Below are 20,446 nucleotides of genomic sequence, written 5' to 3'. Positions count from 1 at the left end.
CCGACACGAGGCTCGCGGGTGGGGAATCGCTCCGGGGTACGCTGCCGGAGCGATGACGGTCCCTCCCGCTGTTTCCCCGCCGGCCGGTGATGCGGCCCCGGCCTCCTGGCGGGCCCTGGCCACCGCGGGCGTGCTGGCCTGGACGGCGCTGGTGCACGCGCACCCGCCGTTCTTCTTCGCCATCGCCTCCGGCTTCTGCGCCCTCTGGCTCGCGGTGACGTGGCGGGCGATGGGCCCCTGGCGAAGGACTCCGCCGCGCCTGTCGCTTCCGGATGCCGCGTGGAGCGTGGCCCAGGCGGGGGTGCTCTACGTCGGCGCGCGCGCGTTCCTGTGGGCCTTCTGTGGCGGCTTCACGGACGCGCTCTGCGAGCCGCTGCACGCCGTCTACGCGACGTTCGGCACGGGCTCCTGGAGCACGGCCCTGGCCCTGGTGCTGCTGCTCGTGCCCGCGGAGGAGCTGTTCTGGCGCGGCCTGGTGCAGGGCGCGCTGCGACCGCGACTGGGGCGGTGGGGCGCGGTGGCCGGCTCGGCGGTGCTGTCCAGCCTCGCGCTGCTCGTCTTCGGGGAGCCCCTGCTGGCCCTGGCCGCGCTGCCCACGTCGCTCGCCTGGGGCGCGCTGGCCGAGTGGCGCGGTACGCCCGTGGCGTCCTGGTTGAGTCACGCGCTGTGGGACGTGCTCATCGTCGTGCTGCTGCCCGCAGCGTGAGCGCGCCTGGGGGAGAAACCCGTGCATGGCCGGGCGGGGCCGGCCAGAATCCGCGCCCATGGCCACTTCCCCTGAAATCTGCGTCTTCGGCGCGGGCAGCATCGGCTGCTATGTCGGCGGTCGGCTCGCCGCGAATGGCGCCACGGTGCGCTTCATTGGCCGCGAGCGCGTGGTGCGGGAGGTCCGCGAGCACGGCCTGCGCCTGACGGACCTGCATGGGGCGGATCAGCGGGTGCCCGCCGCGCAGGTGGACATCGACACGGCGCCCGCGGCGCTGGACACCGCGGACCTGGTGCTCGTCACGGTGAAGTCCGCGGCGACGGAGGAGGCGGGGCGCACGCTCGCGTCCCGGCTCAAGCCCGGCGCCAGCGTCGTCAGCTTCCAGAACGGCCTGCACAACGCCCAGGTGCTGCGCGACCTGCTGCCCGGCCGCACGGTGCTCGCCGGGACGGTGCTCTTCAACGTCGCGGCGCAGGGGCAGGGCGCCTTCCACGCGGGTTCGGAGGGCACGCTGGACATCGAACAGCACGCGGTGCTCGCGCCCTTCGTGGACGCCTTCGCTCGCGCGGGGCTGCCGCTGAAGCAGCACGCCGACTTTGGCGCGGTGATGTGGGCGAAGCTGCTGTTCAACCTCAACAACGCCATCAACGCGCTGGCCGACCTGCCGCTGAAGGAGGAGCTGTCGCGGCGCGCGTGGCGGAGGTGTGTCGCGCTCGCGCAGCGTGAGGCCCTGGCCGTGCTGGACGTGGCCCGGGTGAAGCCCGCGAAGTTCACGCCCCTGCCGCCGCACTGGATTCCGGGCCTGCTGGAGATGCCGGACGCGGTGTTCGCGGTGCTCGCGAAGAAGATGCTCGCCATCGATCCGAAGGCGCGCTCGTCCATGTGGGACGACCTCAAGGCGGGCCGCAAGACGGAGGTGGACTACCTCAACGGGGAGGTCGTCCGGCTGGGACAGAAGCACGGCGTGGCCGCGCCGGTGAACTCCCGCATCGTGGAGCTGGTCCACGAGGCGGAAGCCGGCCCCCGTCGCGCGTGGACCGGCGAGGCCCTGCTCGCCGAGCTGCAGCGGGCGAAGTCCTCGACGGGGGCCTGAGCGGGAGGGGGGCCTCCCGCGGTGAACCCGGACCGCGTGATCAGGTCGTGGGCGCCGTCGCCGTCACGGTGGCGGCGGCGGAGGGCGGCACCTGGGCCGCATCCGGGAGGCCGTTGCCCGCGCCGGACGTGGCCAGCTGCGTGAGCAGCGCGGTCATCCTCCGGGCGAAGCGGTTCGGATCGCTCAGCGGGCTGCCCTCGGTGAGCAGCGCCTGGTCGTGCAGGAGCTCAATCCACTCGCTCACCTGCGGCAGGGACGGATCCCGGGCGATGAGGCCGCGCAGGTGCTCGATGACCGGGTGCTTGGGGTTGATCTCCAGGATGCGCTTCATGCGCGGCATCCCCTTGCCGCGCTCCTTGAGCAGCCGCTCCAGGTAGGCCGGCGAGCCGCCCTCGGACACCACCAGGCACACCGGCGAATCCGTGAGGCGATCCGACACGCGCACCTCGCGCACGTCCTCGCGCAGCACGTCCTTCATCCGGTCCGTGAGGCCCTTGAGCCCTTCGGAGTGCTGCTCCTTCTCCTTCTTCTCCTCGTCCGTGGACTGGAGCTTCAGGTCCGCGTTGAGCGCGGAGACCAGCGGCTTGCCCTGGAAGTCGCGCAGGCCCTGCGCGGCCCACTCGTCCACCGGGTCCGTCATGAAGAGCACCTCGTAGCCGCGCTTCTTCAGCGACTCCAGGTGGGGGCTGTCCGCCACCGCCTTCCGGCTCTCGCCGTAGACGTAGTAGATGGCCTCCTGGCCCTCCTTCATGCGCGTGACGTAGTCCGCCAGCGACGTGAGGCCCTCCTCGCGCGAGGACTCGTAGCGCACGAGCGCCCCCAGCTTCTCGCGGTACTCCGTCTCCAGCGTCAGGCCTTCCTTCACCACCGTGCCGAAGGACTCCCAGAACGTGCGGTAGTCGTCCGGCTTGTCCTTGGCCATCTTCTCCAGCAGGTCCAGGGACTTCTTCACGACGTGCTTGCGGATGGCGCGCACCACCGCGGAGTCCTGCAACATCTCACGCGACACGTTGAGCGGCAGGTCGTCCGAGTCGATGACGCCGCGCACGAAGCGCAGCCACTGCGGCACCAGGTCCTCGCAGCGGTCCATGATGAACACGCGCTTGACGAACAGCCGCACGCCGCGCTGCTGCTGCGAGTTCAGGTCGAACGGCGGGTGCTTGGGCACGAAGAGCAGGCCGGTGAACTGCTGCGTGCCGTCCGCCTTGAAGTGCGTCCACGCCAGCGGCTGGTCGTAGTCGTGCGTCAGGTGCTTGTAGAACTCCTGGTACTGCTCGTCCGTCACCTCCGACTTCGGGCGCTGCCACAGGGCGCTCGCCTTGTTCACCACCTCCAGCGCCGTCTGGGTGGCCTGGGTCTCCCCGCTGCCCACCTGCTTCGTCACCTGGAGCTTGATGGGGTGGCCCACGTAGTCCGAGTACTGGGTGATGAGCTGGCGCAGCTTCCACTCGTCCAGGAACTCCTTCTGGTCCGGCTTCAGGTGCAGCGTGATGGCGGTGCCGCGCGTGGCCTTCTCCGCGGGCTCCACGGTGAAGGTGCCGTGCGCCTCCGACGCCCAGCGCCACGCGGTGCTCTCACCGGGGGCGCGGCTCACCACGTCCACGCGGTCCGCGACCAGGTACGCGCTGTAGAAGCCCACGCCGAACTGGCCGATGAGCTGCATGTCCTTCTGGCCCTTCTGGGCCAGGGCCTGGAGGAACTCGCGCGAACCGGAGTGCGCGATGGTGCCCAGGTTCTTCACCAGCTCGTCGTGCGTCATGCCGATGCCGGTGTCCTCGATGGTGAGGGTGCCCTTGTCGGCGTCCGGGATGATGCGCAGCTCCAGCGCCGGCTCGTCCTTGAGGAGGTCCGGCTCCGTGATGGCGCGGAAGCGCAGCTTGTCCAGCGCGTCCGACGCGTTGGACACCAGCTCCCGCAGGAAGATCTCCTGGTGGCTGTAGAGCGAATTGATGACCAGGCTCAGCAACTGCTGGATCTCCGCCTGGAACGAATGGGTTTCCCGCTGGGGGTGGGTCTCTGCGGACATGAGGGCCTCCGGGCGCTTGGGAGCGGCGCCAATCCCCTTCCCCATAACCATGCCCGCCGGCTTGTCGAGAAGAGGGAATCCGCTCCAGGCTCCGCTGGGAGGGGCGGCCGGGTTGGGGTAGGGAAGGGGGCATGGCCAAGTTCCCCTCCCGCACCCTCCTGCCCCTGCTCGGCGCCATGCTCCTGTCCGGCGCCGCCCCCGCCGCGGAGGCGCCCGCCCGCCTGCCCGACGCCCCGACGCTGAAGCGCATGACGGCGCGCTTCGCCCCGGTGGACCTGAAGGTGGACGTCTCCAAGCTGCCGGACGCGGAGAAGCGCGCCCTGGCCAAGGTGGTCCAGGCCGCGAAGCTGATGGACCCCCTCTTCCTGCGCCAGGCCTGGGCGGGCAACGAGGCGCTGCTCCTGGACCTGGTGAAGGACACGACGCCCCTGGGCAAGGCGCGGCTGCACGCGTTCCTGCTCAACAAGGGCCCCTGGTCGCGCCTGGATGAGGGGAAGCCGTTCCTGCCCGGCGTGCCGGCGAAGCCGGAGGAGGGAAACTTCTATCCCGCGGGCGCCACCAAGGCGGAGGTGGAGGCGTGGGTGAAGGGCCTGCCGGAGGCGCAGCAGCCCGCGGCGACGGGCTTCTTCACCACGCTGCGCAAGGGGCCGGACGGCAAGTTCGTGAGCGTGCCCTACAGCATTGAATACCAGGGCGAGCTGGCCCTGGCCGCGCAGCTCTTGCGCGAGGCGGCGGCGCTCACCCAGCAGCCCACGCTCAAGAGCTTCCTGGAGAAGCGCGCGGCGGCGTTCCTGTCCAACGACTACTACGCGAGCGAGGTCGCGTGGATGGAGCTGGACGCGAGCGTGGAGCCCACCATCGGGCCCTATGAGGTCTACGAGGACGGCTGGTTCAACTACAAGGCCGCGTTCGAGGCGTTCGTCGGCGTGCGCGACGACGTGGAGACGCAGAAGCTCTCCAAGTTCAGCGCGGAGCTGCAGGAGCTGGAGAACAACCTCCCCATCGAGCCGTCGCTGCGCAACCCGAAGATTGGCGCGCTGGCCCCCATCCGCGTCATCAACAGCCTGTACTCCTCCGGCGACGCCAACCGGGGCGTGCAGACCGCGGCCTTCAACCTGCCCAACGACGAGCGCGTGGCGGCGGAGAAGGGCACCAAGCGCGTGATGCTCAAGAACGTGCAGGAGGCCAAGTTCCAGCGCGTGCTGCTGCCCATCGCGAAGGTGGCGCTGCCCGCGAAGGACCGCAAGGACGTGGCCTTCGACGCCTTCTTCACGCACATCCTGATGCACGAGCTGATGCACGGCCTGGGGCCCCACAACGTCACCGTGGCCGGGAAGCAGACGACGGTGCGGCAGGCGCTCCAGGCGTCCTCCAGCGCGATTGAAGAGGCCAAGGCGGACGTCTCCGGCCTGTGGGCGCTCCAGCGGCTGGTGGACAAGGGCACCCTGGACAAGTCCCTGCAGCGCACCATGTACACGACGTTCCTCGCGTCCGCGTTCCGCTCCATCCGCTTCGGCATCGACGAGGCGCACGGCAAGGGCGTGGCGCTGCAGCTCAACCACTTCCTGGACACCGGCGCGGTGAAGGTGAACGCGGACGGCACCTTCGAGGTGGTGCCGGACAAGATGCAGGCGTCCGTCACGTCGCTGACGAACCAGCTCATGGCCCTGCAGGCGAAGGGCGACCGCGCGGAGGCCGAGGCCCTGCTCGCGAAGCAGGGGGTGGTGCGGCCCTCCGTGCAGAAGGTGCTGGAGCGGCTGAAGAACGTGCCGGTGGACATCGAGCCGCGCTACGTCACCGCGGACATGCTGGTGCGCGACTTCGGCGCGCCCGCGGCGGCCCCCGCCACGAAGTAGTCATTCCCGTGCCCCCGGGCCCCTTTTCCCGTGCGCGGGAGGAGGGGAGGGGTCAGTAAGGGAAGCACATGGTGCCCGAGCCCCACTCCCGTCCCGTGCCCCCCGACCCGTGGGGGCTCGTGTTCGCGCTCACGGTGCTGGGCGCGTGGGGCGGGCACCTGGCGTGGCTGCTGGCGGGCCCCGAGCGGCCGTGGGACTCGCCGCTCACCTGGCTGCACGTCCTGCTCCAGATGTGGCTGTCCACCGGCCTGTTCATCACCGGCCATGACGCGATGCACGGCACCGTGTCCCTGCACCGCCGGGTGAACGCGACGGTGGGCACGGTGGCCTGCTTCCTCTTCGCGGGCCTGTCCTACCGGCGGCTGGTGGTGAACCACCGCGCGCACCACGCGGACCCCACCGGGGAGCACGACCCGGACTTCGCCACCCGCACGCAGGCCTTCTGGCCGTGGTTCGGCACCTTCATGGTGCGCTACACGACGTGGCCGCAAATCCTGGTGATGGCGCTGAAGTTCAACGCGCTCCTGCTGCTGGGCGTGGCCCAGGCGCGCATCCTGGCGTTCTGGGTGCTGCCGTCGGTGCTGGCCACGGTGCAGCTCTTCTATTTCGGCACCTACCGGCCCCACCGGCGGCCGGACACGGCCCAGATGGCGCCCCACCATGCGCGCACCCTGGCGCGCAACCACCCGTGGGCCTTCCTGTCGTGCTTCTTCTTCGGCTACCACTGGGAGCACCACGCGTCCCCCGGCACGCCCTGGTGGCGGCTGTGGCGCCTGAAGGACGCCCGGCGGTAACCGACCGGGGGGCTGGGGCGTTATAGAGGGGTCATGCGCGACAAGCTCCCTCCAGAGCCTCCTGGTTCCGAAGTGACGCCCGAGAAGCTCTACCTGCGCCGCCGCGAGCTGCTCAAGAACGCGGGCCTGTTCGCGGGCACCGCCGCCGTGGTGGGCGGCGGGCTGTACCTGCTGGGCCTGAAGCGCACCCGGCCCATGGACGGCTTCGTCCCGGACGCGGGGGCCGTGGCGCAGCCGGTGGCGCCCGCCGCGGGCGCCTTCGACACCGACGAGCCGCGCACGCCCTACGAGGACATCACCACCTACAACAACTTCTATGAGTTCGGCCTGGACAAGAACGACCCGGCCCGGCGCGCGCACACGCTGAAGACGCGGCCGTGGACCGTCGTCATCGACGGCGAGGTGCACAAGCCCCAGACGGTGGACGTGGATCAGCTCATCTCCGGCTTCCCCCTGGAGGAGCGCGTCTACCGGATGCGCTGCGTGGAGGCCTGGTCCATGGTGATTCCGTGGCTGGGCATCCCCCTGGGCAAGCTGCTGGAGCGCGTGCAGCCCACGTCCTTCGCGAAGTACGTGGCCTTCACCACGCTGGAGGACCCGGAGCAGATGCCCGGGCAGAAGAGCCCGGTGCTGGACTGGCCCTACGTGGAGGGCCTGCGCCTGGACGAGGCCATGCACCCGCTGACGCTGCTGGCCACGGGCCTGTACGGCAAGCAATTGCCCGCGCAGAACGGCGCGCCGCTGCGGCTGGTGGTGCCGTGGAAGTACGGCTTCAAGGGCATCAAGTCCATCGTCCGCGTCTCGCTCACGCGCGAGCAGCCGCGCACGACGTGGAACCTGGCCAACGGGCGCGAGTACGGCTTCTACGCCAACGTGAACCCGGCGGTGGACCACCCGCGCTGGAGCCAGGCCAGCGAGCGGCGCATCGGCGACACCGGCCGCAGGCCCACGCTGCCCTTCAACGGCTACGCGGAGCAGGTGGCCGACCTCTACCGTGGCATGGACCTGAAGCGGGACTTCTAGCGCATGGCCTCCAAGCAACCCTGGCTCAACCCCGCCGTCGCCCTCGGGGGACTGGCGCCCCTGGCCCTGCTCGCGGTGCAGGGCGCCCAGGGGCAACTCGGGGCCAACGGCATCGAGTTCGCCCTCAACCAGACGGGCCTCTTCGCGCTGGCGGTGCTGTTGGCGTCGCTGGCGTGCACGCCGCTGCGGCTCGTCACCGGCTGGACGTGGCCCGCGCGCATCCGCCGCACGCTGGGCCTGCTGGCCTTCGCGTACGCCTGCGCGCACTTCCTCACGTACGCCGTGTTGGATCAGGGCCTGGACGTGCGCGCCATGGCGGAGGACGTGCTGACGCGGCCCTTCATCACCGTGGGCTTCACCGCGTTCGTGCTGCTGGTGCCGCTGGCCCTCACGTCCACGAACCAGCAGGTGCGCCGGCTGGGCTTTCCGAAGTGGCAGCGCCTGCACCGGCTGGCCTACGTGGCCGCCATGCTGGGCGTGGTGCACTTCGTGTGGCGGGTGAAGAAGGACGTCACGGAGCCGGTGCTCTACGGCGCCGTGCTGGCCCTGCTGCTGGCGGTGCGGGTGGGAGAGGCCGTGCGCAAGAGGCGGGCGCTCGCCGCGCAGCGCACGGCGTGAAGCGGCGCGCTGCTACCTGGCGGCGCGGGGCAGCGGCAGGATGGTGTCCACCAGCGTCATCAGTTGCGCGCAGCTCACGGGCTTGCGCACGAAGGCGCTGATGCCGGCCTTCTGACCCAGGGCGCGCACTTCCGCCACGTTCGGGTCGCCGGTCATCATCAGGATGGGGACCTTGGACAGCTTGGGGTTGGCGCTGGCGCGGATCTGCCCGGCGAAGTCCGCGCCGTTCATCCCGTCCATGTGGAAGTCGGTGAGGATGAGGTCCACCGGCTCCGCTTCGGCGACCTTGAGGCCCTCCTCCGCGGACTCGGCCTCCAGGAACTCGAAGCTGCGGGCCATCAGGTAGATCTTCAGCAGCGTCCGGATGGAGCGGCTGTCATCCACCAGCAGGACGCGCTGCGGTCCTGTTCCCGAAGCCGGACGGACCGTGGGCGTACTTCCCGTGGGGCGGGAGGGCACGGGTTCGGGGGCGGAGAGGGGACCGGCCTTCATCGGAATCAAAACCTCGGGAGGGGGGACGCCTCCGACAGCACGTCCCCATGGTCGCGGATGGGCCCTGCGAAGTCAAAGCAACGCATGGCCCCGGACCGAGATTTCACGAGCGTGTGGAGCCCTCAACGAACCTCGAGGACGAACGACTGCGACGGCACGGCAGGCAGGCCCGCGGCGTCCGCGAGCGCCGGGTCCAGCTCGTTGGGCACACGCCATGTCTGCCCGGTGGACTGCACCAGGGTGACGCTGTAGCGCCCGGGAGGAACGGCGGCCAGGGGAGCGGGCGCCGAGGGGTCGCGCGCGTCCAGCGCCCGGTTCTGGAGGGCCACGCGGAGCTGGGGGACGAACACGGGCTGCGTGCGGGGGTTGCCCTGCTCGTCCTTCAGGGCGGCGAGGAGGGGGTCGGGCACCAGGCCGGCCGCCAGCACCACCACGTCCGGCCTGCCGTCCTTGCCACCGGAGACGCGCGCGTAGTCCTCGCCCTCGTCGTCCACCACGCCGTCGCGGTCCAGGTCGTTCTCGTCCACGACGCCGGGCACGTCCGCCAGCTTGCGCACCACCACGCGCGGCCAGAAGTCCGGCACGGTGTCGTTGTTGGCGTCGTCGGGGACGCCGTCGCGGTTGGCGTCCACGAACTGCACCCAGAAGCCGGGCGGCCGTTGATCCACCGCGCCGGTGAGGGGCTGCGGCGTGAGCGTCAGCACCTTCAGCGACGTCGTCGCGGTGTCGAACTCGCGCCCTTCGGCGACCTGGAAGGCGGGCCGGTCGAAGGGCACCGTGGCCGTGTCCGCGAAGGACACGCTGACGCCGGTGAGCGGCTGGGGCCAGCCGTCCGCGTCCGTCGTCACCTCCAGGATGCGCGTGGCGCCGGTGGTGGGGTCCACGCTGCCGCCGCCCACGTCGCCCGCGTTGGGTTCGGAGGTGACGCCGTACCAGGGATTGAAGTCGGAGACGTGGCAGGGCTGCGGCACGAAGCGGCAGGTGTCCGCGTCGATGAAGCCCCGCAGCACGTACCGGCCCGGCTGCACGAGGCTCAGCGCGAACGGCGCGGTGAACGGGCCCGGGGAGGTGTCCCCCAGGGCCGTGCCGAACAGCTCCGCGGCGGGGATGACGGTGAAGGCCAGCGGCCGGCCGGAGCCCTGCGGCGGGGGCGGGTTGTCCGCCGTGTAGATGAACACCACCGCGTTGCCCCGGGCGCGCGACTGGACGACGAGGCTGCCCTCGATGCGCGCGGCGCGCGTGTTCTGCCGGCCGTCCGCGGTGGGCTTCACCTCCGGGGCTTCGCACCCCAGGGCGAAGAGCGACGTGAGCGCGACGGTGAGGAGTCCGCGCGAGGCGGGGGAGCAGGGGGCGCGCTTCATGGGGTCACCGTGAGGTTGGCGAACACGCGCCGCTCGATGCGGTTGCCGAAGGGGTGCTGCGCGTGGGTGCCGCCGAGCTGGCTGCCCATGAGCGACACGGAGGCGAAGTCCTTCACCACCTCGTAGCCCACGCGGGCGTTGATGACGGCGTACGCGGGCAGGTTGTTGGACAGGAGCTCCACGCGCGTCGGGTCGGACGCGGCGGGCTCGCGCTCCACCCAGGTGGAGGAGGAGGTGAAGGCCGCGTCGATGCCGAACTCCAGGTCCGTGCGCGTGCGGTACGTGACGCCGCCGAAGACCTTGAAGCCCGGCGCCTGGCTGCACGGGCCGCACTGGCCCTCCTCCGGCAGGTCGGAGGAGACGCTCTGGAGCGCGGCGCTCGCCTTGATGCCCAGACCGTCGATGGGGGAGAGGCTCAGGCCCGCCTCCGCGCCGCGCGCGGTGTAGATGGCGTTCTCGTTGGTGAACAGCGAGCGGCCCACCAGGTAGCTGCCGCTGCCGCTGTCGTAGGACTCGCCCGCGGGCAGCCGCTGCACGGCGGACAGGCCGATGAGGTCCTTCACCGTGTTCTGGTAGAGGGCCACGTCCCAGTCCAGGCCCAGCCGGGGGGACTCACCGCGCCAGCCCAGCTCCAGGGCGTTGAGGCGCTCCGGCCGCAGCTGCCGGTTGCCGGTGGTCAGCACGCTGACGCCGTTGACGCCCGGCACGGGCACGGGCAGCCGCGTGTAGCTCTCCAGGAACGTGGGCTCGCGGAAGGCGGTGGCCACCGACGCGCGGAAGGCGTGGCCTTCAATGGGCTGGAAGACGGCGGACAGGCGCGGCGACTGCGCGAGGCCCGGGCTGCCCTTGTCGAGCAGCGGGTGGCGGTCCACGCGGTAGCTGACGACGAGGCGCAGGGGCTGCACGATGCGCCACTCGTCCTGGATGAAGGCGGCCGCGTGGAACTCCTCGCGCAGCCCGTCCAGGTAGCCGAAGGCCACGCGCTTGAGGCGGCCCTCCACGCCGATGTTCACCTGGTGCTCGCCCGCGAGCTGGAAGCCCCGGGCGTACAGCGCCTCGCCGTTGAAGACGTTGGAGGCGACCGTGGTCGCCAGCGAGCGCTGGCCAATCGCTTCGTACTGCGGCCCCGCGTCACCGGACAGGTGGTTCCAGAAGGCCTTGAGCTTCACCGAGCCCAGCTCCACATCCGCCTTGGCGTACGCGCCCAGGGCGTCGATGTAGTAGTTGCGCAGGAGGCCCAGCGGATAGGCCTCCGTGGTGTAGCGGTGCACGCCGCCGGACAGGCCGACCGCGCGCCCCTCGGAGAACGAATAGACCGTGGACAGGTTGCCGCGCGCGCCCCGGAGGCCGACTTCAGGGTCGGGCCCCTTCAGGGCGAAGTCCGGACGGCCGCTGGCGTAGTCGAGCGTCCACTTGTCCTCCTGACGGTAGGCGGCGGACGCGCGGTAGCGCAGGGCGCCGTTCTGCCCGTGGCTGACGAAGGAGCCCTGCACGGTGTTGCCGCCGCCCGCCAGGGCGCTGAAGCGCGCCCGCCTGCCGGTGCCGGGGGCCTGGGTGATGATGTTGATGACGCCCAGCATCGCGTTGGCGCCGTACAGCGCGCTGCCCGGCCCGCGGATGACCTCGATGCGGTCGATCTCCTCCAGGCCCACGGGCAGGCCCGCCCACAGGGTGAGGCCGAGGAAGTCCTGGTACTCCGTGCGGCCGTCCACCAGCACCAGCACCTTGTTGGCCAGCCGCTGGTTGAAGCCGCGCAGGCTGACGTTGGAGCTGCCCACGCCCATGGCCATCACGTCCGCGCCGGGCACGCGGCGCAGGAGCTCCGGGAGCGTGGTGGCGCCCGACAGGCGGATGTCCTCCGCGGTGATGACGGTGGTGGCGTTGGGCGCCTCCAGCGAGGACTGGGCGCGGCGGCTCGCCGTCACCACGCGCTCCTCGTACGGCACCAGGCCCTGGTCCCCGGAGGTGTCGCCGGACTCGGCGCTGCCGCTGGGGGCGTCGGGGCCGGGCGAGCTGACGGTGGCCCGGGGCTGCTGGGGCTGTCCGGACGCGAGCGACTCCGCGCGGTTGACGGCCTTCTCCAGCCGCTCCATGAGCGTGGCCAGCTGCTGCTGGGCCTGGATGCTCGTGGGGGGCGGCGGCGGCATGGGCAGGGTGGAGTCCTGCGCCGCCGGGGTGCTGCCGGGCGCGGGGGCTTCGGCCTGGGCCGCCTTCTGCGTGGACTCCAGCCGCGTCACCTGGGCCTGCACGCTGGCGGCGTCCGGCGGGTTGGAGGCGAGGTAGCGCTTGAAGGCGTCCAGCGCCTCGCCCAGCCGCCCCGCGTCCTGGTACGCCCGGGCGATGTTGTAGAGCACGCTGGGGTGCGGCTTGATCTTGTAGGCCTCTTCCAGCTCGGCGATGCCTTCATCGAACTGCTTCTGCTCGATGAGGTTCATGCCGTTGCGGAAGTGGCGGCGCGCTTCCAGGCGTGCGTCCGCCAGGGCCTCGGTCGCGCACAGACACAGCGCGAGGAGCGCCCCACGTCGAAAGACTGTCGGGATGGTCACTGGTACGGATCGTCCTTGTACGTGGAACCGGGAGCCTTCGGCTTCGGTCCCTGCTTCTTGATGCGCGTCAACTTCAGGGAGACGGAGACCGTCTTCCCCGCGTTGTCCGCGTAGTTCTTGCTCACGGGCTGATAGCCGTCCAGCGCGAGCGCCAGCACCACGGAGGCCATGCCCGAGCCGTCCGGCGGCTGTTCGAAGGACATGGGCGTGGTGCCGCGCACCGTCCCGTTGACGGTCACCTCCGCGCCCGGCGGATCACTGACCACCTGGAAGCGCACGGGCCTGGGCGCGGCCGGAGGCGGCTCGGGTGAGGCGGTGGGCGCGGGCTCCGCGGCGACGGGCACGCGGGCCTCGAGGACGGGCTGCCGCACGGGCGCGGGCATGGGCGCCGGGGCCTGCGAGGCGCGCAGCACGAACACCGCCGCCGCGCTGATGCCCACGAGCACGGAGGCGCCGAACAGGGCGATGCCGAGCCCCTTGCCGGACTTCTTCTCCCGCGCGGAGCCCTGCTCGTCCACGGAGATGTCCAGCGCCACGGTGTTGGGGCCGGAGCCCAGCGCATGCGCGCCCGTGTGCGGACCGCTGTGGGGGCCGGAGCCCACCGCGGTGAGGCCGGTGCGGGGGCTGGAGAAGACGCCGCTGACGCCGGACGCGGAGGCCGCGGCGCGCATGCCCTGGAGCACCGCGTCCATGGACGCGTAGCGGTCCACCGGGCGCTTGGCCAGGCACTTCATCACCAGCGTCTCCACCTCCGGCGGGACGCCGTGGTCGGGCCAGATGGTGTGGAAGGAGGGCGGCGGGTCGTTGATGTGCTTGACGATGACGTCGATGCTCTGCGCCGCCTGGAAGGGCGGGCGGCCCATCAGGATTTGATAGAGCACCACGCCCAGGCTGTACACGTCGCTGCGCGGATCCGCGATGTTGCGCGCCTGCTCCGGCGCCATGTACTGCGGCGAGCCCAGGATGACGCCCGCCTGCGTGAGCGTGGTGTCCTCCTTCATGTTGGCGTCGCCGAGGAAGGACTTCACCAGGCCGAAGTCCAGCACCTTCACCACGTCGTGGTCGGTCTCCTGGTTGAGGACCATCACGTTGGCGGGCTTCAGGTCGCGGTGGATGAGGCCGACCTTGTGGGCCTCGCGCAGCGAGCGGGCCACCTGCTGCGCGATGCTCAGCGCGCGGTCCCACGGCAGCGGGCCCTCCTGGATGAGCAGCTGCGACAGCGTCAGCCCCTCCAGGTACTCCATGGCGATGTAGTAGATGCCGTCTTCCGTCTTCCCGTAGTCGATGACGGTGACGGTGTTCGGGTGGCGCAGCTTCGCGGTGACGCTGGCCTCCAGGAAGAAGCGCTTCTGGAAGCCCGGGTCCTTGCCCTCGCCGCTGTACTGCGGGTTGAGCACCTTGAGCGCGACCAGCCGATCCAACGGCGCCTGCATGGCCTTGTAGACGCGGCCCATGCCACCGGCCCCGAGCGTCTCCAGGATGCGGAAACGTTCGTTGAGGACCCTCCCAAGGAGAGGATCCGCCACGTCGGTGGGCGCGCCCTTTCGGGGGGCGTCGCTTTCGATCATGTGTTCCCCCAGGCAACGAGTGGGACCGCGCACGTCGGTTCGGACCCGCAGGATGCTAGCACCGCCTTGGAAAACCGCCCAAGAGACGTCCCGCGCCGTTCGGGACGCCAGGGGAAGCCGAGTTTCCGGCCCGGGCCGCATGCCTGCACTCCCGCACCTGCCGTGTTGCCGCCGTCCCGGAGCGGTTTGGAAATCAGGAAAATCAGCGTCCGCTGCCGTACAGAGCGTCGTGGCTGGTGCGATGCGTCATCCCGGGTGGAGTGGCTGCGGGCGCGTTAGGGTGCCCGGCATGAACGCCCGACTGGCCTCGCTGTTGTCGTCCGCGCCGCGCTACCCGCGGCGGGTGGTGTGCATGACGGAGGAGACGACGGAGGTGCTCTACCGCATCGGGGCGGGGGAGCTGGTCGTCGGGGTGTCGGGCTTCACGGTGCGGCCTCCGGAGGCGCGCAAGAAGCCGCGCGTCAGCTCGTTCCTGGACGCGAACTTCGAGCGCATCCTGGAGTTGAAGCCGGACCTGGTGCTGGGCTTCAGCGACCTGCAGGCGGACATCGGGCGGGAGCTGTGCAAGCGCGGGGTGCCCGTGTACCTGTTCAACCAGCGCTCGCTCGCGGAGATATTGCAGACGGTGCGGCTCACCGGGGCGCTGGTGGGGCGCGCGGAGGCGGCGGAGGCGCTGGCGGTGGAGCTGGAGAAGAACCTGGAGCGGCACGCGGACGCGGCGCAGTCGCTGCCCCGGCGCCCGCGCATCTTCTTTGAAGAGTGGCACGAGCCGCTCATCTCCGGCATCCGCTGGTGTTCGGAGCTGGTGGAGGTGGTGGGCGGGGAGGACGTGTGCCAGGAGTCGCGCGCGTCGCAGGGGGCCAAGGGCCGCATCTTCGAGCCGGAGGAGGTGGCGCGGAGGAACCCGGAGGGCGTCATCGCCAGCTGGTGCGGGCGCAAGGCGAAGCGCGACAAGATCGCCTCGCGGCCCGGCTGGGACCGGGTCCAGGCGGTGGTGGATGACCAGCTTTATGAGGTGCGCAGCTCGTACATCCTCCAGCCGGGGCCGGCGGCGCTGACGGACGGGGTGGATCAGCTGGCGCGCATCGTGGGGGCCATCGCGCGCGGGGAGAAGCTGCCCATGGCGCGGCCGGGAGACCTCCGCACCGCGCTGGAGTGAGGGGAGGCTGGCGGAGGGCGCGGCGCATGACAGGATGCGCGCGTGCCGCCCTTGCTGCCCGTCCTGGTGTTGACCGTGCTCGCCGCGACGGGTGGAGCGTCCGCGTCGCCAACGCAGCCGCCCGCGCCTCCCGCGGTGGACGCGAACAAGAACTACGAGGACGCGCTCATCGCCTGGGGCCTGGAGCAGCGCGAGCGCCAGGTGGAGCCCGCCCCCGAGGGCAAGGTGCTGGAGGAGGTCGTTGTCGCCGCGGAGGAGGTCGTCGCGCCGATGGATCCGTACCCATCGCTGCTCAACATCTTCCACGTCCGCACCCGCGACCAGGTCGTCCGGCAGGAGGTGCTGCTGACGCCGGGGCAGCCGTACTCGGCGGCGCTCGTCGCGGAGTCGGTGCGCAACCTGCGCAAGCTGGGCCTCTTCTCCGTGGTGCGCGCGGTGCCGGTGAAGGGGAGCGCTCCGGACAAGGTCGCGCTGCTGCTCGTCACCAAGGACCTGTGGTCGCTGCGGCTCAACAACGAGTTCTCCGCCGTGGGCTCGCTGCTGCTCTACCTGCGCTTGCAGGGCACGGAGCAGAACTTCCTGGGGCGCGGCAAGAAGGTGGCGGTGGACTTCATCCTCCGCCTGGACACCTTCAGCCTGGGGCAGAGCTACACCGACCAGCGCGTGCTCGGCAGCCGCTGGTCGCTCACCGAGTCCGCCGCCGTGTTGATCAACCGCGAAACGGGCCGCGCGGAGGGCTCGCGCGGAAGCCTCTCCGTCAGCCGTCCGCTGTATTCGCTTTCGACGCCGTGGAGCCTGAGCACGTCCGTGGCGTGGAACGTGGAGACCGCGCGCCAGTTCCGGGGCGCGGACATCTGGCAGTTGCCGTTCCCGGACGGCGACCCGGTGCCGTACGTCTACAACACGCGCGAGGTGGCCGTGGGCTCCACGTACACGCGCTCCTACGGCCAGCGCTACAAGTGGAACGTGGGCCTGGGCGCGGGCGCCTACCACTACGCCTACGCCCCGCCGGTGGCGTCCAACCTCAGCGACGCGCAGACGGACTGGTTCCGGCGCAACTACCTGCCGCGCCAGGAGGACGCGGGGTACGCGAACATCTCCCTCAATGCCTTCGAGGCCCGCTACGACGTGCTCCGCAACGTGGACTCGTACACGCTGTCGGAGGACTTCCAGCTGGGGCACTCGGTGGTGGCCAAGCTGCGCTATGCGCCGCCCGTGTTCCCGTCCGCCGCCCACTTCGCCGAGGGCGGCCTGTCCCTGCGCTACCGCGTGCACTGGGGGGACGCGCTCACCACGGCGTCCGCCGCCGCGTCCATCCGCCGCCAGTTCAGCGGCCAGGAGGACACCGTCCAGGAGGGATGGACCAACCGGCGCTGGGCCGCGGAGCTGGTGCAGGTGTCGCCGCGCGTGCTGGGGGGACGCTTCGTGGCGCGCGGCCTGCTGGACGTGAACATCGATGATTTGTTCGAACGCGTGAGCCTGCTGGGCGGCAGCAACGGCCTGCGCGGCGCGGCGGTGGATGCGTACTCCGGCAAGCGGCTGCTGCTCGTGAACCTGGAGTACCGCACCGCGCCGCTCGTCGTGCGCACGGTGCACCTGGGCGGGGTGTTCTTCCTCGACTCCGGCAGCGCGTTCAACCGCCGGCCCATGATGGTGACCACCGTGGGCGTGGGCCTGCGCATCCTGTTCCCGCAGTTCAACGTGTTCCCGTTCCGCATCGACTTCGGCTACGTGCTCAACGGGGACCGTCCGCCCGTGGGCAGCCGCCTGTCGCTCAGCAGCGGACAGGTGACTGAATACCGGCCTGGCTTCCTCGACTCGCCATGAGGCCGTGACGCCGGTGGGGGCTCACGGGGGCTCCACGCGGAGCAGCTCGCGAAACAGCACCTCCGCCGCGTCGCGGAACAGCTCACCGGACGCGAGCAGCCCGCCGCAGTGGTGGGGCTCGCGCGCCAGCGTCAACGCGATGGCCTTGCCCAGCACCGCATCCCAGAAGGGCTCCGAGTCGGAGGGCAGCAGGAACTCGCGGATGATGGCCTTCGGCCACGGCAGCACCGTGGTGGGGTCCGCGTCGCTCAGGCTGGTGAAGCAGTCCAGGTCCACGTCCAGCAGCACGCTCGACGCGGCCTCCAGCACGTCGCGCACCAGGTCCGTGGGGCCGGGGTTCCGGTAGGCCTCCGCCGCGCGGTCCACCGTCGTCACCGTCACCAACCGGTGGGTGCGTCCCCGCGTGTCCACATAGGTGTCCCCGGCGTAGGCACCCCGGGGCCGCGTGCGCGCGATGATCAACGCGTCCCCCACGAGGTTCGCCTCCATCGCCGCGAGGATGTGGTCGTAGTTGCGCACGTTGAGGTGCCAGCGCGCATGTTCGTCCAGCGCGCGCAGCCCCGCGGAGCGGTCCGGCATCTCCGCCGGCTTCGCGGGCACCACCACGTCCAGGTGCCGGTCCAGCGTCACCAGCAGGGCAGGGGGACCCTCATCGCCCAGGGCACACGCCCACGCGGGCAGCGCGAGCCGGTGCGGATCGAACACGTAGGCGTCTGTGGGGCCTCGGCCTCCTCCCAGGCCCAGGCGCACCACCCCCGCGAGGCGCAGATGTCGCAGGGCGTCGTCCTCTTCCGGCCGCGTGGGATGGAAATCCTCTCGACGCTGTTCCGTAGGAGGGGGACGCGGGAAGGTAGGCATGCCGGCATCTTCCCGCGAAAGGAGCCTTGCCCCATGGGGATTCAACTCCACCTGCGTCAGGTCCTCATCACCGCGCTCTTCCTGGGCGCCCCTGCCCTCGCCCAGGAGGGCAAGGCGCCCGCGACAGGAGCTTCACGGAAGCCCGCGGACACCTTCTTGCACCAGTACGCGGAGACGCGCCGCTTCATGAACGGCCGCCCGGCGGGTGCGCGCATCACCCCGGATGAGCAGTCCGTCCTCTTCCTGCGCACCTCGCCTACGTCCAACGTGCAGGTGCTCTACGCGTTCGACGTGGCCACCGGGCAGGCGCGCGAGCTGCTCACGCCGGAGGCCCTGCTCAAGGGCGCCGAGGAGACGCTGACGCCCGAGGAGAAGGCCCGCCGTGAGCGCATGCGCGTGAGCGCCCGGGGCTTCACCTCCTACAACCTGTCGGAGGACGGCACGCGCCTGCTCGTGCCGCTGTCCGGCCGGCTCTACGTGGTGGACCGGGCCACGGGCAAGTCGACGGAGGTGAAGACGGGCCCCGGCGTCATCGACCCTCGCCTGTCGCCGGACGGCAAGCAGGTGGCGTACGTGCGCGGGCACGACGTGTACCGGGTGGACCTGGGCACCAACCAGGAGAAGCGCGTCACGAAGGGCGGCACGGCGGAGAAGACGCACGGCCTGGCGGAGTTCGTCGCGCAGGAGGAGATGAGCCGCTTCTCCGGGTACTGGTGGAGCCCGGACGCGAAGTCCATCGCGTACACGGAGTCGGACACGTCGGAGGTGGAGAAGCTCACCATCGTGGACGTGATGCACCCGGAGAAGGGCGGGGAGGTGTTCCCGTACCCGCGTCCCGGCAAGCCGAACGCGAAGGTGCGTCTGGGCATCACGCCCGTGACGGGCGGCAAGACGGTGTGGGCGCAGTGGGACGCGCAGAAGTACCCGTACCTGGCGACGGTGAAGTGGGAGAAGGGCGGGCCGCTGACGCTGCTGGTGCAGAACCGGCTCCAGACGGAGGAGCAGGTGCTGGCGGTGGACCCCGCCACCGGCAAGACGCGCGTGCTCCTCACGGAGAGGGACGCGGCATGGATCAACCTCCACCAGGACTTCCCGCTGTGGCTGGAGGATGGCTCCGGCTTCCTCTGGTACACCGAGCGCAACGGCGCCAGCGAAGTGGAGCTGCGTCGTGCGAACGGTGAGCTGGAGCGCTCCGTGGTGAAGCCGGGCGCGGGCTTCCGCAGCCTGACGCGCTTCGTGCAGTCGGACAGGACGCTCTACTTCTCCGGAGGGCCCACGCCTCCGGAGAGCTACGTGTGGCGGGTGAAGGACGGCGGCACTCCGGAGAAGGTCGCCACCGGCATCACCGGCCCGGCCGTGGATTGGGGCATGGTCTCCAAGAATGGGGGCATCCTGGTCCTGAACAGCCAGGGCCCGAAGAGCATGCCGCGCACGCTGGTGATGAAGGGCGACGGCACGAAGCTGGGAGAGCTGCCGGAGGTGGCGCAGGAGCCGCCCTTCACGCCGAACTTCGAGGTGCGCCAGGTGGGCGCGAAGAAGTTCTGGACCTCGCTGGTGAAGCCGCGCGACTTCAAGCCCGGCACGAAGCTGCCCGTCATCGTGGACGTCTACGCAGGTGCCATCACGACCGTGGTGCACCAGTCCATGGCCGCGCACCTGCTCAACCAGTGGATGGCCGACCAGGGCTTCCTCGTCGTCAAGGTGGACGGTCGCGGTACGCCGCTGCGCACCGCCGAGTGGAACCGCGTGGTGAAGCATGACTTCGCCACCGTCACCCTGGATGATCAGATTGAGGCGGTGCAGGCGTTGGCGAAGGAGGTGCCGGAGATGGACCTTCAGCGCGTGGGCATCACTGGCTGGAGCTTCGGCGGATACATGGCCGCGCTCGCCGCGATGAAGCGCCCGGACTTCTTCAAGGCCTCGGTCGCGGGGGCGCTCGTCACCGACTGGCGCGACTACGACACGCACGCGACCGAGCGCTACCTGGGCCTGCCGGAGGAGACGCCCCAGGCCTACGAGGTCAGCAGCCTGCTGACGTACGCGAAGAAGGAAGGCCCCATCGGCGCGCTCCTGATGCTGCATGGCACCGCCGACGACAACGTCTACTTCTTCCACGCGCTGAAGCTGTCGGACGCGCTCTTCCGCGCGGGCAAGCCGCACCAGTTGCTGCCCTTGAGCGGCCTGACGCACATGGTGGCGGATCCGCTCGTCACCCAACGCCAGTACGAGCGCGTGATGGCGCACTTCCAGCAGAACCTGAAGTCACCCTGAATCCGGGCTGAAGCCAGGGCAGGGCACCCGGTGACGAGGCCGTGGCCCGGGAGGGACCCCGGGCGGGTCCCTCCCACCCGCCCAGGTCAAGGGACGAAGGACGGGAGGGGCCTCTGGTCGAACCGGCCGCCTCGCCCGCGCGGCGTGGGTGTGCCGCGCAGCGTTGTCCTCTTCCGGCTGCATGGGACGGGAATCCGCTCGGGGGCCGGACGTTGGGAGGGCCGCGCGGCGGCCGGAGTGTAGGCTTG

The 20,446-nt window shown here is 70.8% G+C and carries 15 protein-coding genes; 9 read left to right on the top strand and 6 right to left on the bottom strand.

What is annotated here, in order from left to right; genetic code table 11:
• Positions 1–52 precede the first annotated feature (52 nt).
• Together OV207_RS27135 and OV207_RS27130 are read left to right on the top strand one after the other, a co-directional pair.
• A complete protein-coding gene (locus OV207_RS27135; protein ID WP_267557975.1) occupies positions 53–706 on the top strand; it encodes a CPBP family intramembrane glutamic endopeptidase in 654 nt (217 codons plus the stop codon).
• Positions 707–764: 58 nt separating this feature from the next.
• Positions 765–1,799 carry a 2-dehydropantoate 2-reductase gene (locus OV207_RS27130; protein WP_267557974.1) on the top strand — a complete coding sequence of 345 codons (1,035 nt, stop codon included), beginning with the start codon at positions 765–767 and terminating at the stop codon, positions 1,797–1,799.
• A 40-nt stretch (positions 1,800–1,839) separates the two neighbouring features.
• Here OV207_RS27130 and htpG read toward each other — a convergent pair whose 3' ends face one another.
• On the bottom strand, positions 1,840–3,825 hold the full coding sequence (gene htpG / locus OV207_RS27125; protein ID WP_267557973.1) for a molecular chaperone HtpG: 1,986 nt from the start codon (positions 3,823–3,825) through the stop codon (positions 1,840–1,842).
• A gap of 131 nt (positions 3,826–3,956) precedes the next feature.
• On the opposite strand from htpG, the gene OV207_RS27120 reads away from it, so the two are divergent.
• The 4 genes from OV207_RS27120 (at position 3,957) to OV207_RS27105 (ending at position 8,116) form a co-directional block, all read left to right on the top strand.
• Positions 3,957–5,681 carry a dipeptidyl-peptidase 3 family protein gene (locus OV207_RS27120; RefSeq protein WP_267557972.1) on the top strand — a complete coding sequence of 575 codons (1,725 nt, stop codon included), beginning with the start codon at positions 3,957–3,959 and terminating at the stop codon, positions 5,679–5,681.
• A 68-nt stretch (positions 5,682–5,749) separates the two neighbouring features.
• Positions 5,750–6,475 carry a fatty acid desaturase gene (locus tag OV207_RS27115; protein WP_267557971.1) on the top strand — a complete coding sequence of 242 codons (726 nt, stop codon included), beginning with the start codon at positions 5,750–5,752 and terminating at the stop codon, positions 6,473–6,475.
• A 33-nt stretch (positions 6,476–6,508) separates the two neighbouring features.
• Entirely contained in the window at positions 6,509–7,498 is a 990-nt protein-coding gene (gene msrP, locus OV207_RS27110) for a protein-methionine-sulfoxide reductase catalytic subunit MsrP (RefSeq protein WP_267557970.1), read from the top strand.
• A gap of 3 nt (positions 7,499–7,501) precedes the next feature.
• On the top strand, positions 7,502–8,116 hold the full coding sequence (locus OV207_RS27105) for a sulfite oxidase heme-binding subunit YedZ (protein ID WP_193430840.1): 615 nt from the start codon (positions 7,502–7,504) through the stop codon (positions 8,114–8,116).
• Between the two features lie 12 nt (positions 8,117–8,128).
• On the opposite strand, the gene OV207_RS27100 is transcribed toward OV207_RS27105, so the two are convergent.
• The 4 genes from OV207_RS27100 to OV207_RS27085 all read right to left on the bottom strand — a co-directional run bounded on the left by OV207_RS27100 (position 8,129) and on the right by OV207_RS27085 (position 14,083).
• Positions 8,129–8,608 (bottom strand): response regulator, encoded by a 480-nt coding sequence (locus OV207_RS27100; RefSeq protein ID WP_267557969.1) that lies wholly within the window; start codon positions 8,606–8,608, stop codon positions 8,129–8,131.
• 122 nt (positions 8,609–8,730) lie between these two features.
• Positions 8,731–9,969: a hypothetical protein gene (locus tag OV207_RS27095; protein ID WP_267557968.1), complete on the bottom strand. Its 1,239-nt coding sequence runs from the start codon at positions 9,967–9,969 to the stop codon at positions 8,731–8,733.
• Positions 9,966–12,515 carry a TonB-dependent receptor domain-containing protein gene (locus OV207_RS27090; protein WP_267557967.1) on the bottom strand — a complete coding sequence of 850 codons (2,550 nt, stop codon included), beginning with the start codon at positions 12,513–12,515 and terminating at the stop codon, positions 9,966–9,968. Before OV207_RS27090 ends, OV207_RS27095 begins: the two co-directional genes overlap by 4 nt.
• Entirely contained in the window at positions 12,512–14,083 is a 1,572-nt protein-coding gene (locus OV207_RS27085; RefSeq protein ID WP_267557966.1) for a serine/threonine-protein kinase, read from the bottom strand. Before OV207_RS27085 ends, OV207_RS27090 begins: the two co-directional genes overlap by 4 nt.
• Before the next feature lie 289 nt (positions 14,084–14,372).
• On the opposite strand from OV207_RS27085, the gene OV207_RS27080 reads away from it, so the two are divergent.
• Positions 14,373–15,242, top strand: a complete 870-nt coding sequence (locus OV207_RS27080) for an ABC transporter substrate-binding protein (protein ID WP_193430845.1) — start codon at positions 14,373–14,375, stop codon at positions 15,240–15,242.
• A gap of 42 nt (positions 15,243–15,284) precedes the next feature.
• Positions 15,285–17,069, top strand: coding sequence for a POTRA domain-containing protein (locus tag OV207_RS27075; protein ID WP_267557965.1), 1,785 nt, complete (start codon positions 15,285–15,287; stop codon positions 17,067–17,069).
• A gap of 21 nt (positions 17,070–17,090) precedes the next feature.
• On the opposite strand, the gene OV207_RS27070 is transcribed toward OV207_RS27075, so the two are convergent.
• Positions 17,091–17,927, bottom strand: coding sequence for a hypothetical protein (locus OV207_RS27070; RefSeq protein WP_267557964.1), 837 nt, complete (start codon positions 17,925–17,927; stop codon positions 17,091–17,093).
• Positions 17,928–17,960: 33 nt separating this feature from the next.
• Here OV207_RS27070 and OV207_RS27065 point away from each other — a divergent pair, with 33 nt between their 5' ends.
• A complete protein-coding gene (locus OV207_RS27065; protein WP_267557963.1) occupies positions 17,961–20,198 on the top strand; it encodes a S9 family peptidase in 2,238 nt (745 codons plus the stop codon).
• Positions 20,199–20,446: the final 248 nt, after the last annotated feature.

It is taken from the genome of Corallococcus sp. BB11-1 (assembly GCF_026626625.1).
Lineage (GTDB): Bacteria > Myxococcota > Myxococcia > Myxococcales > Myxococcaceae > Corallococcus > Corallococcus soli.
Note: the sequence above shows the minus strand (reverse complement) of the source record. Positions and strands in the feature narration are given on the sequence as shown.

Bases quoted from the DNA above. Each gene is read 5' to 3' on its own strand.
- OV207_RS27135 (WP_267557975.1), top strand. From the start codon at position 53: ATGACGGTCCCTCCCGCTGTTTCCCCGCCGGCCGGTGATGCGGCCCCG.
- OV207_RS27130 (WP_267557974.1), top strand. From the start codon at position 765: ATGGCCACTTCCCCTGAAATCTGCGTCTTCGGCGCGGGCAGCATCGGC.
- htpG (WP_267557973.1), bottom strand. From the start codon at position 3,825: ATGTCCGCAGAGACCCACCCCCAGCGGGAAACCCATTCGTTCCAGGCG.
- OV207_RS27120 (WP_267557972.1), top strand. From the start codon at position 3,957: ATGGCCAAGTTCCCCTCCCGCACCCTCCTGCCCCTGCTCGGCGCCATG.
- OV207_RS27115 (WP_267557971.1), top strand. From the start codon at position 5,750: ATGGTGCCCGAGCCCCACTCCCGTCCCGTGCCCCCCGACCCGTGGGGG.
- msrP (WP_267557970.1), top strand. From the start codon at position 6,509: ATGCGCGACAAGCTCCCTCCAGAGCCTCCTGGTTCCGAAGTGACGCCC.
- OV207_RS27105 (WP_193430840.1), top strand. From the start codon at position 7,502: ATGGCCTCCAAGCAACCCTGGCTCAACCCCGCCGTCGCCCTCGGGGGA.
- OV207_RS27100 (WP_267557969.1), bottom strand. From the start codon at position 8,608: ATGAAGGCCGGTCCCCTCTCCGCCCCCGAACCCGTGCCCTCCCGCCCC.
- OV207_RS27095 (WP_267557968.1), bottom strand. From the start codon at position 9,969: ATGAAGCGCGCCCCCTGCTCCCCCGCCTCGCGCGGACTCCTCACCGTC.
- OV207_RS27085 (WP_267557966.1), bottom strand. From the start codon at position 14,083: ATGATCGAAAGCGACGCCCCCCGAAAGGGCGCGCCCACCGACGTGGCG.
- OV207_RS27080 (WP_193430845.1), top strand. From the start codon at position 14,373: ATGAACGCCCGACTGGCCTCGCTGTTGTCGTCCGCGCCGCGCTACCCG.
- OV207_RS27070 (WP_267557964.1), bottom strand. From the start codon at position 17,927: ATGCCTACCTTCCCGCGTCCCCCTCCTACGGAACAGCGTCGAGAGGAT.
- OV207_RS27065 (WP_267557963.1), top strand. From the start codon at position 17,961: ATGGGGATTCAACTCCACCTGCGTCAGGTCCTCATCACCGCGCTCTTC.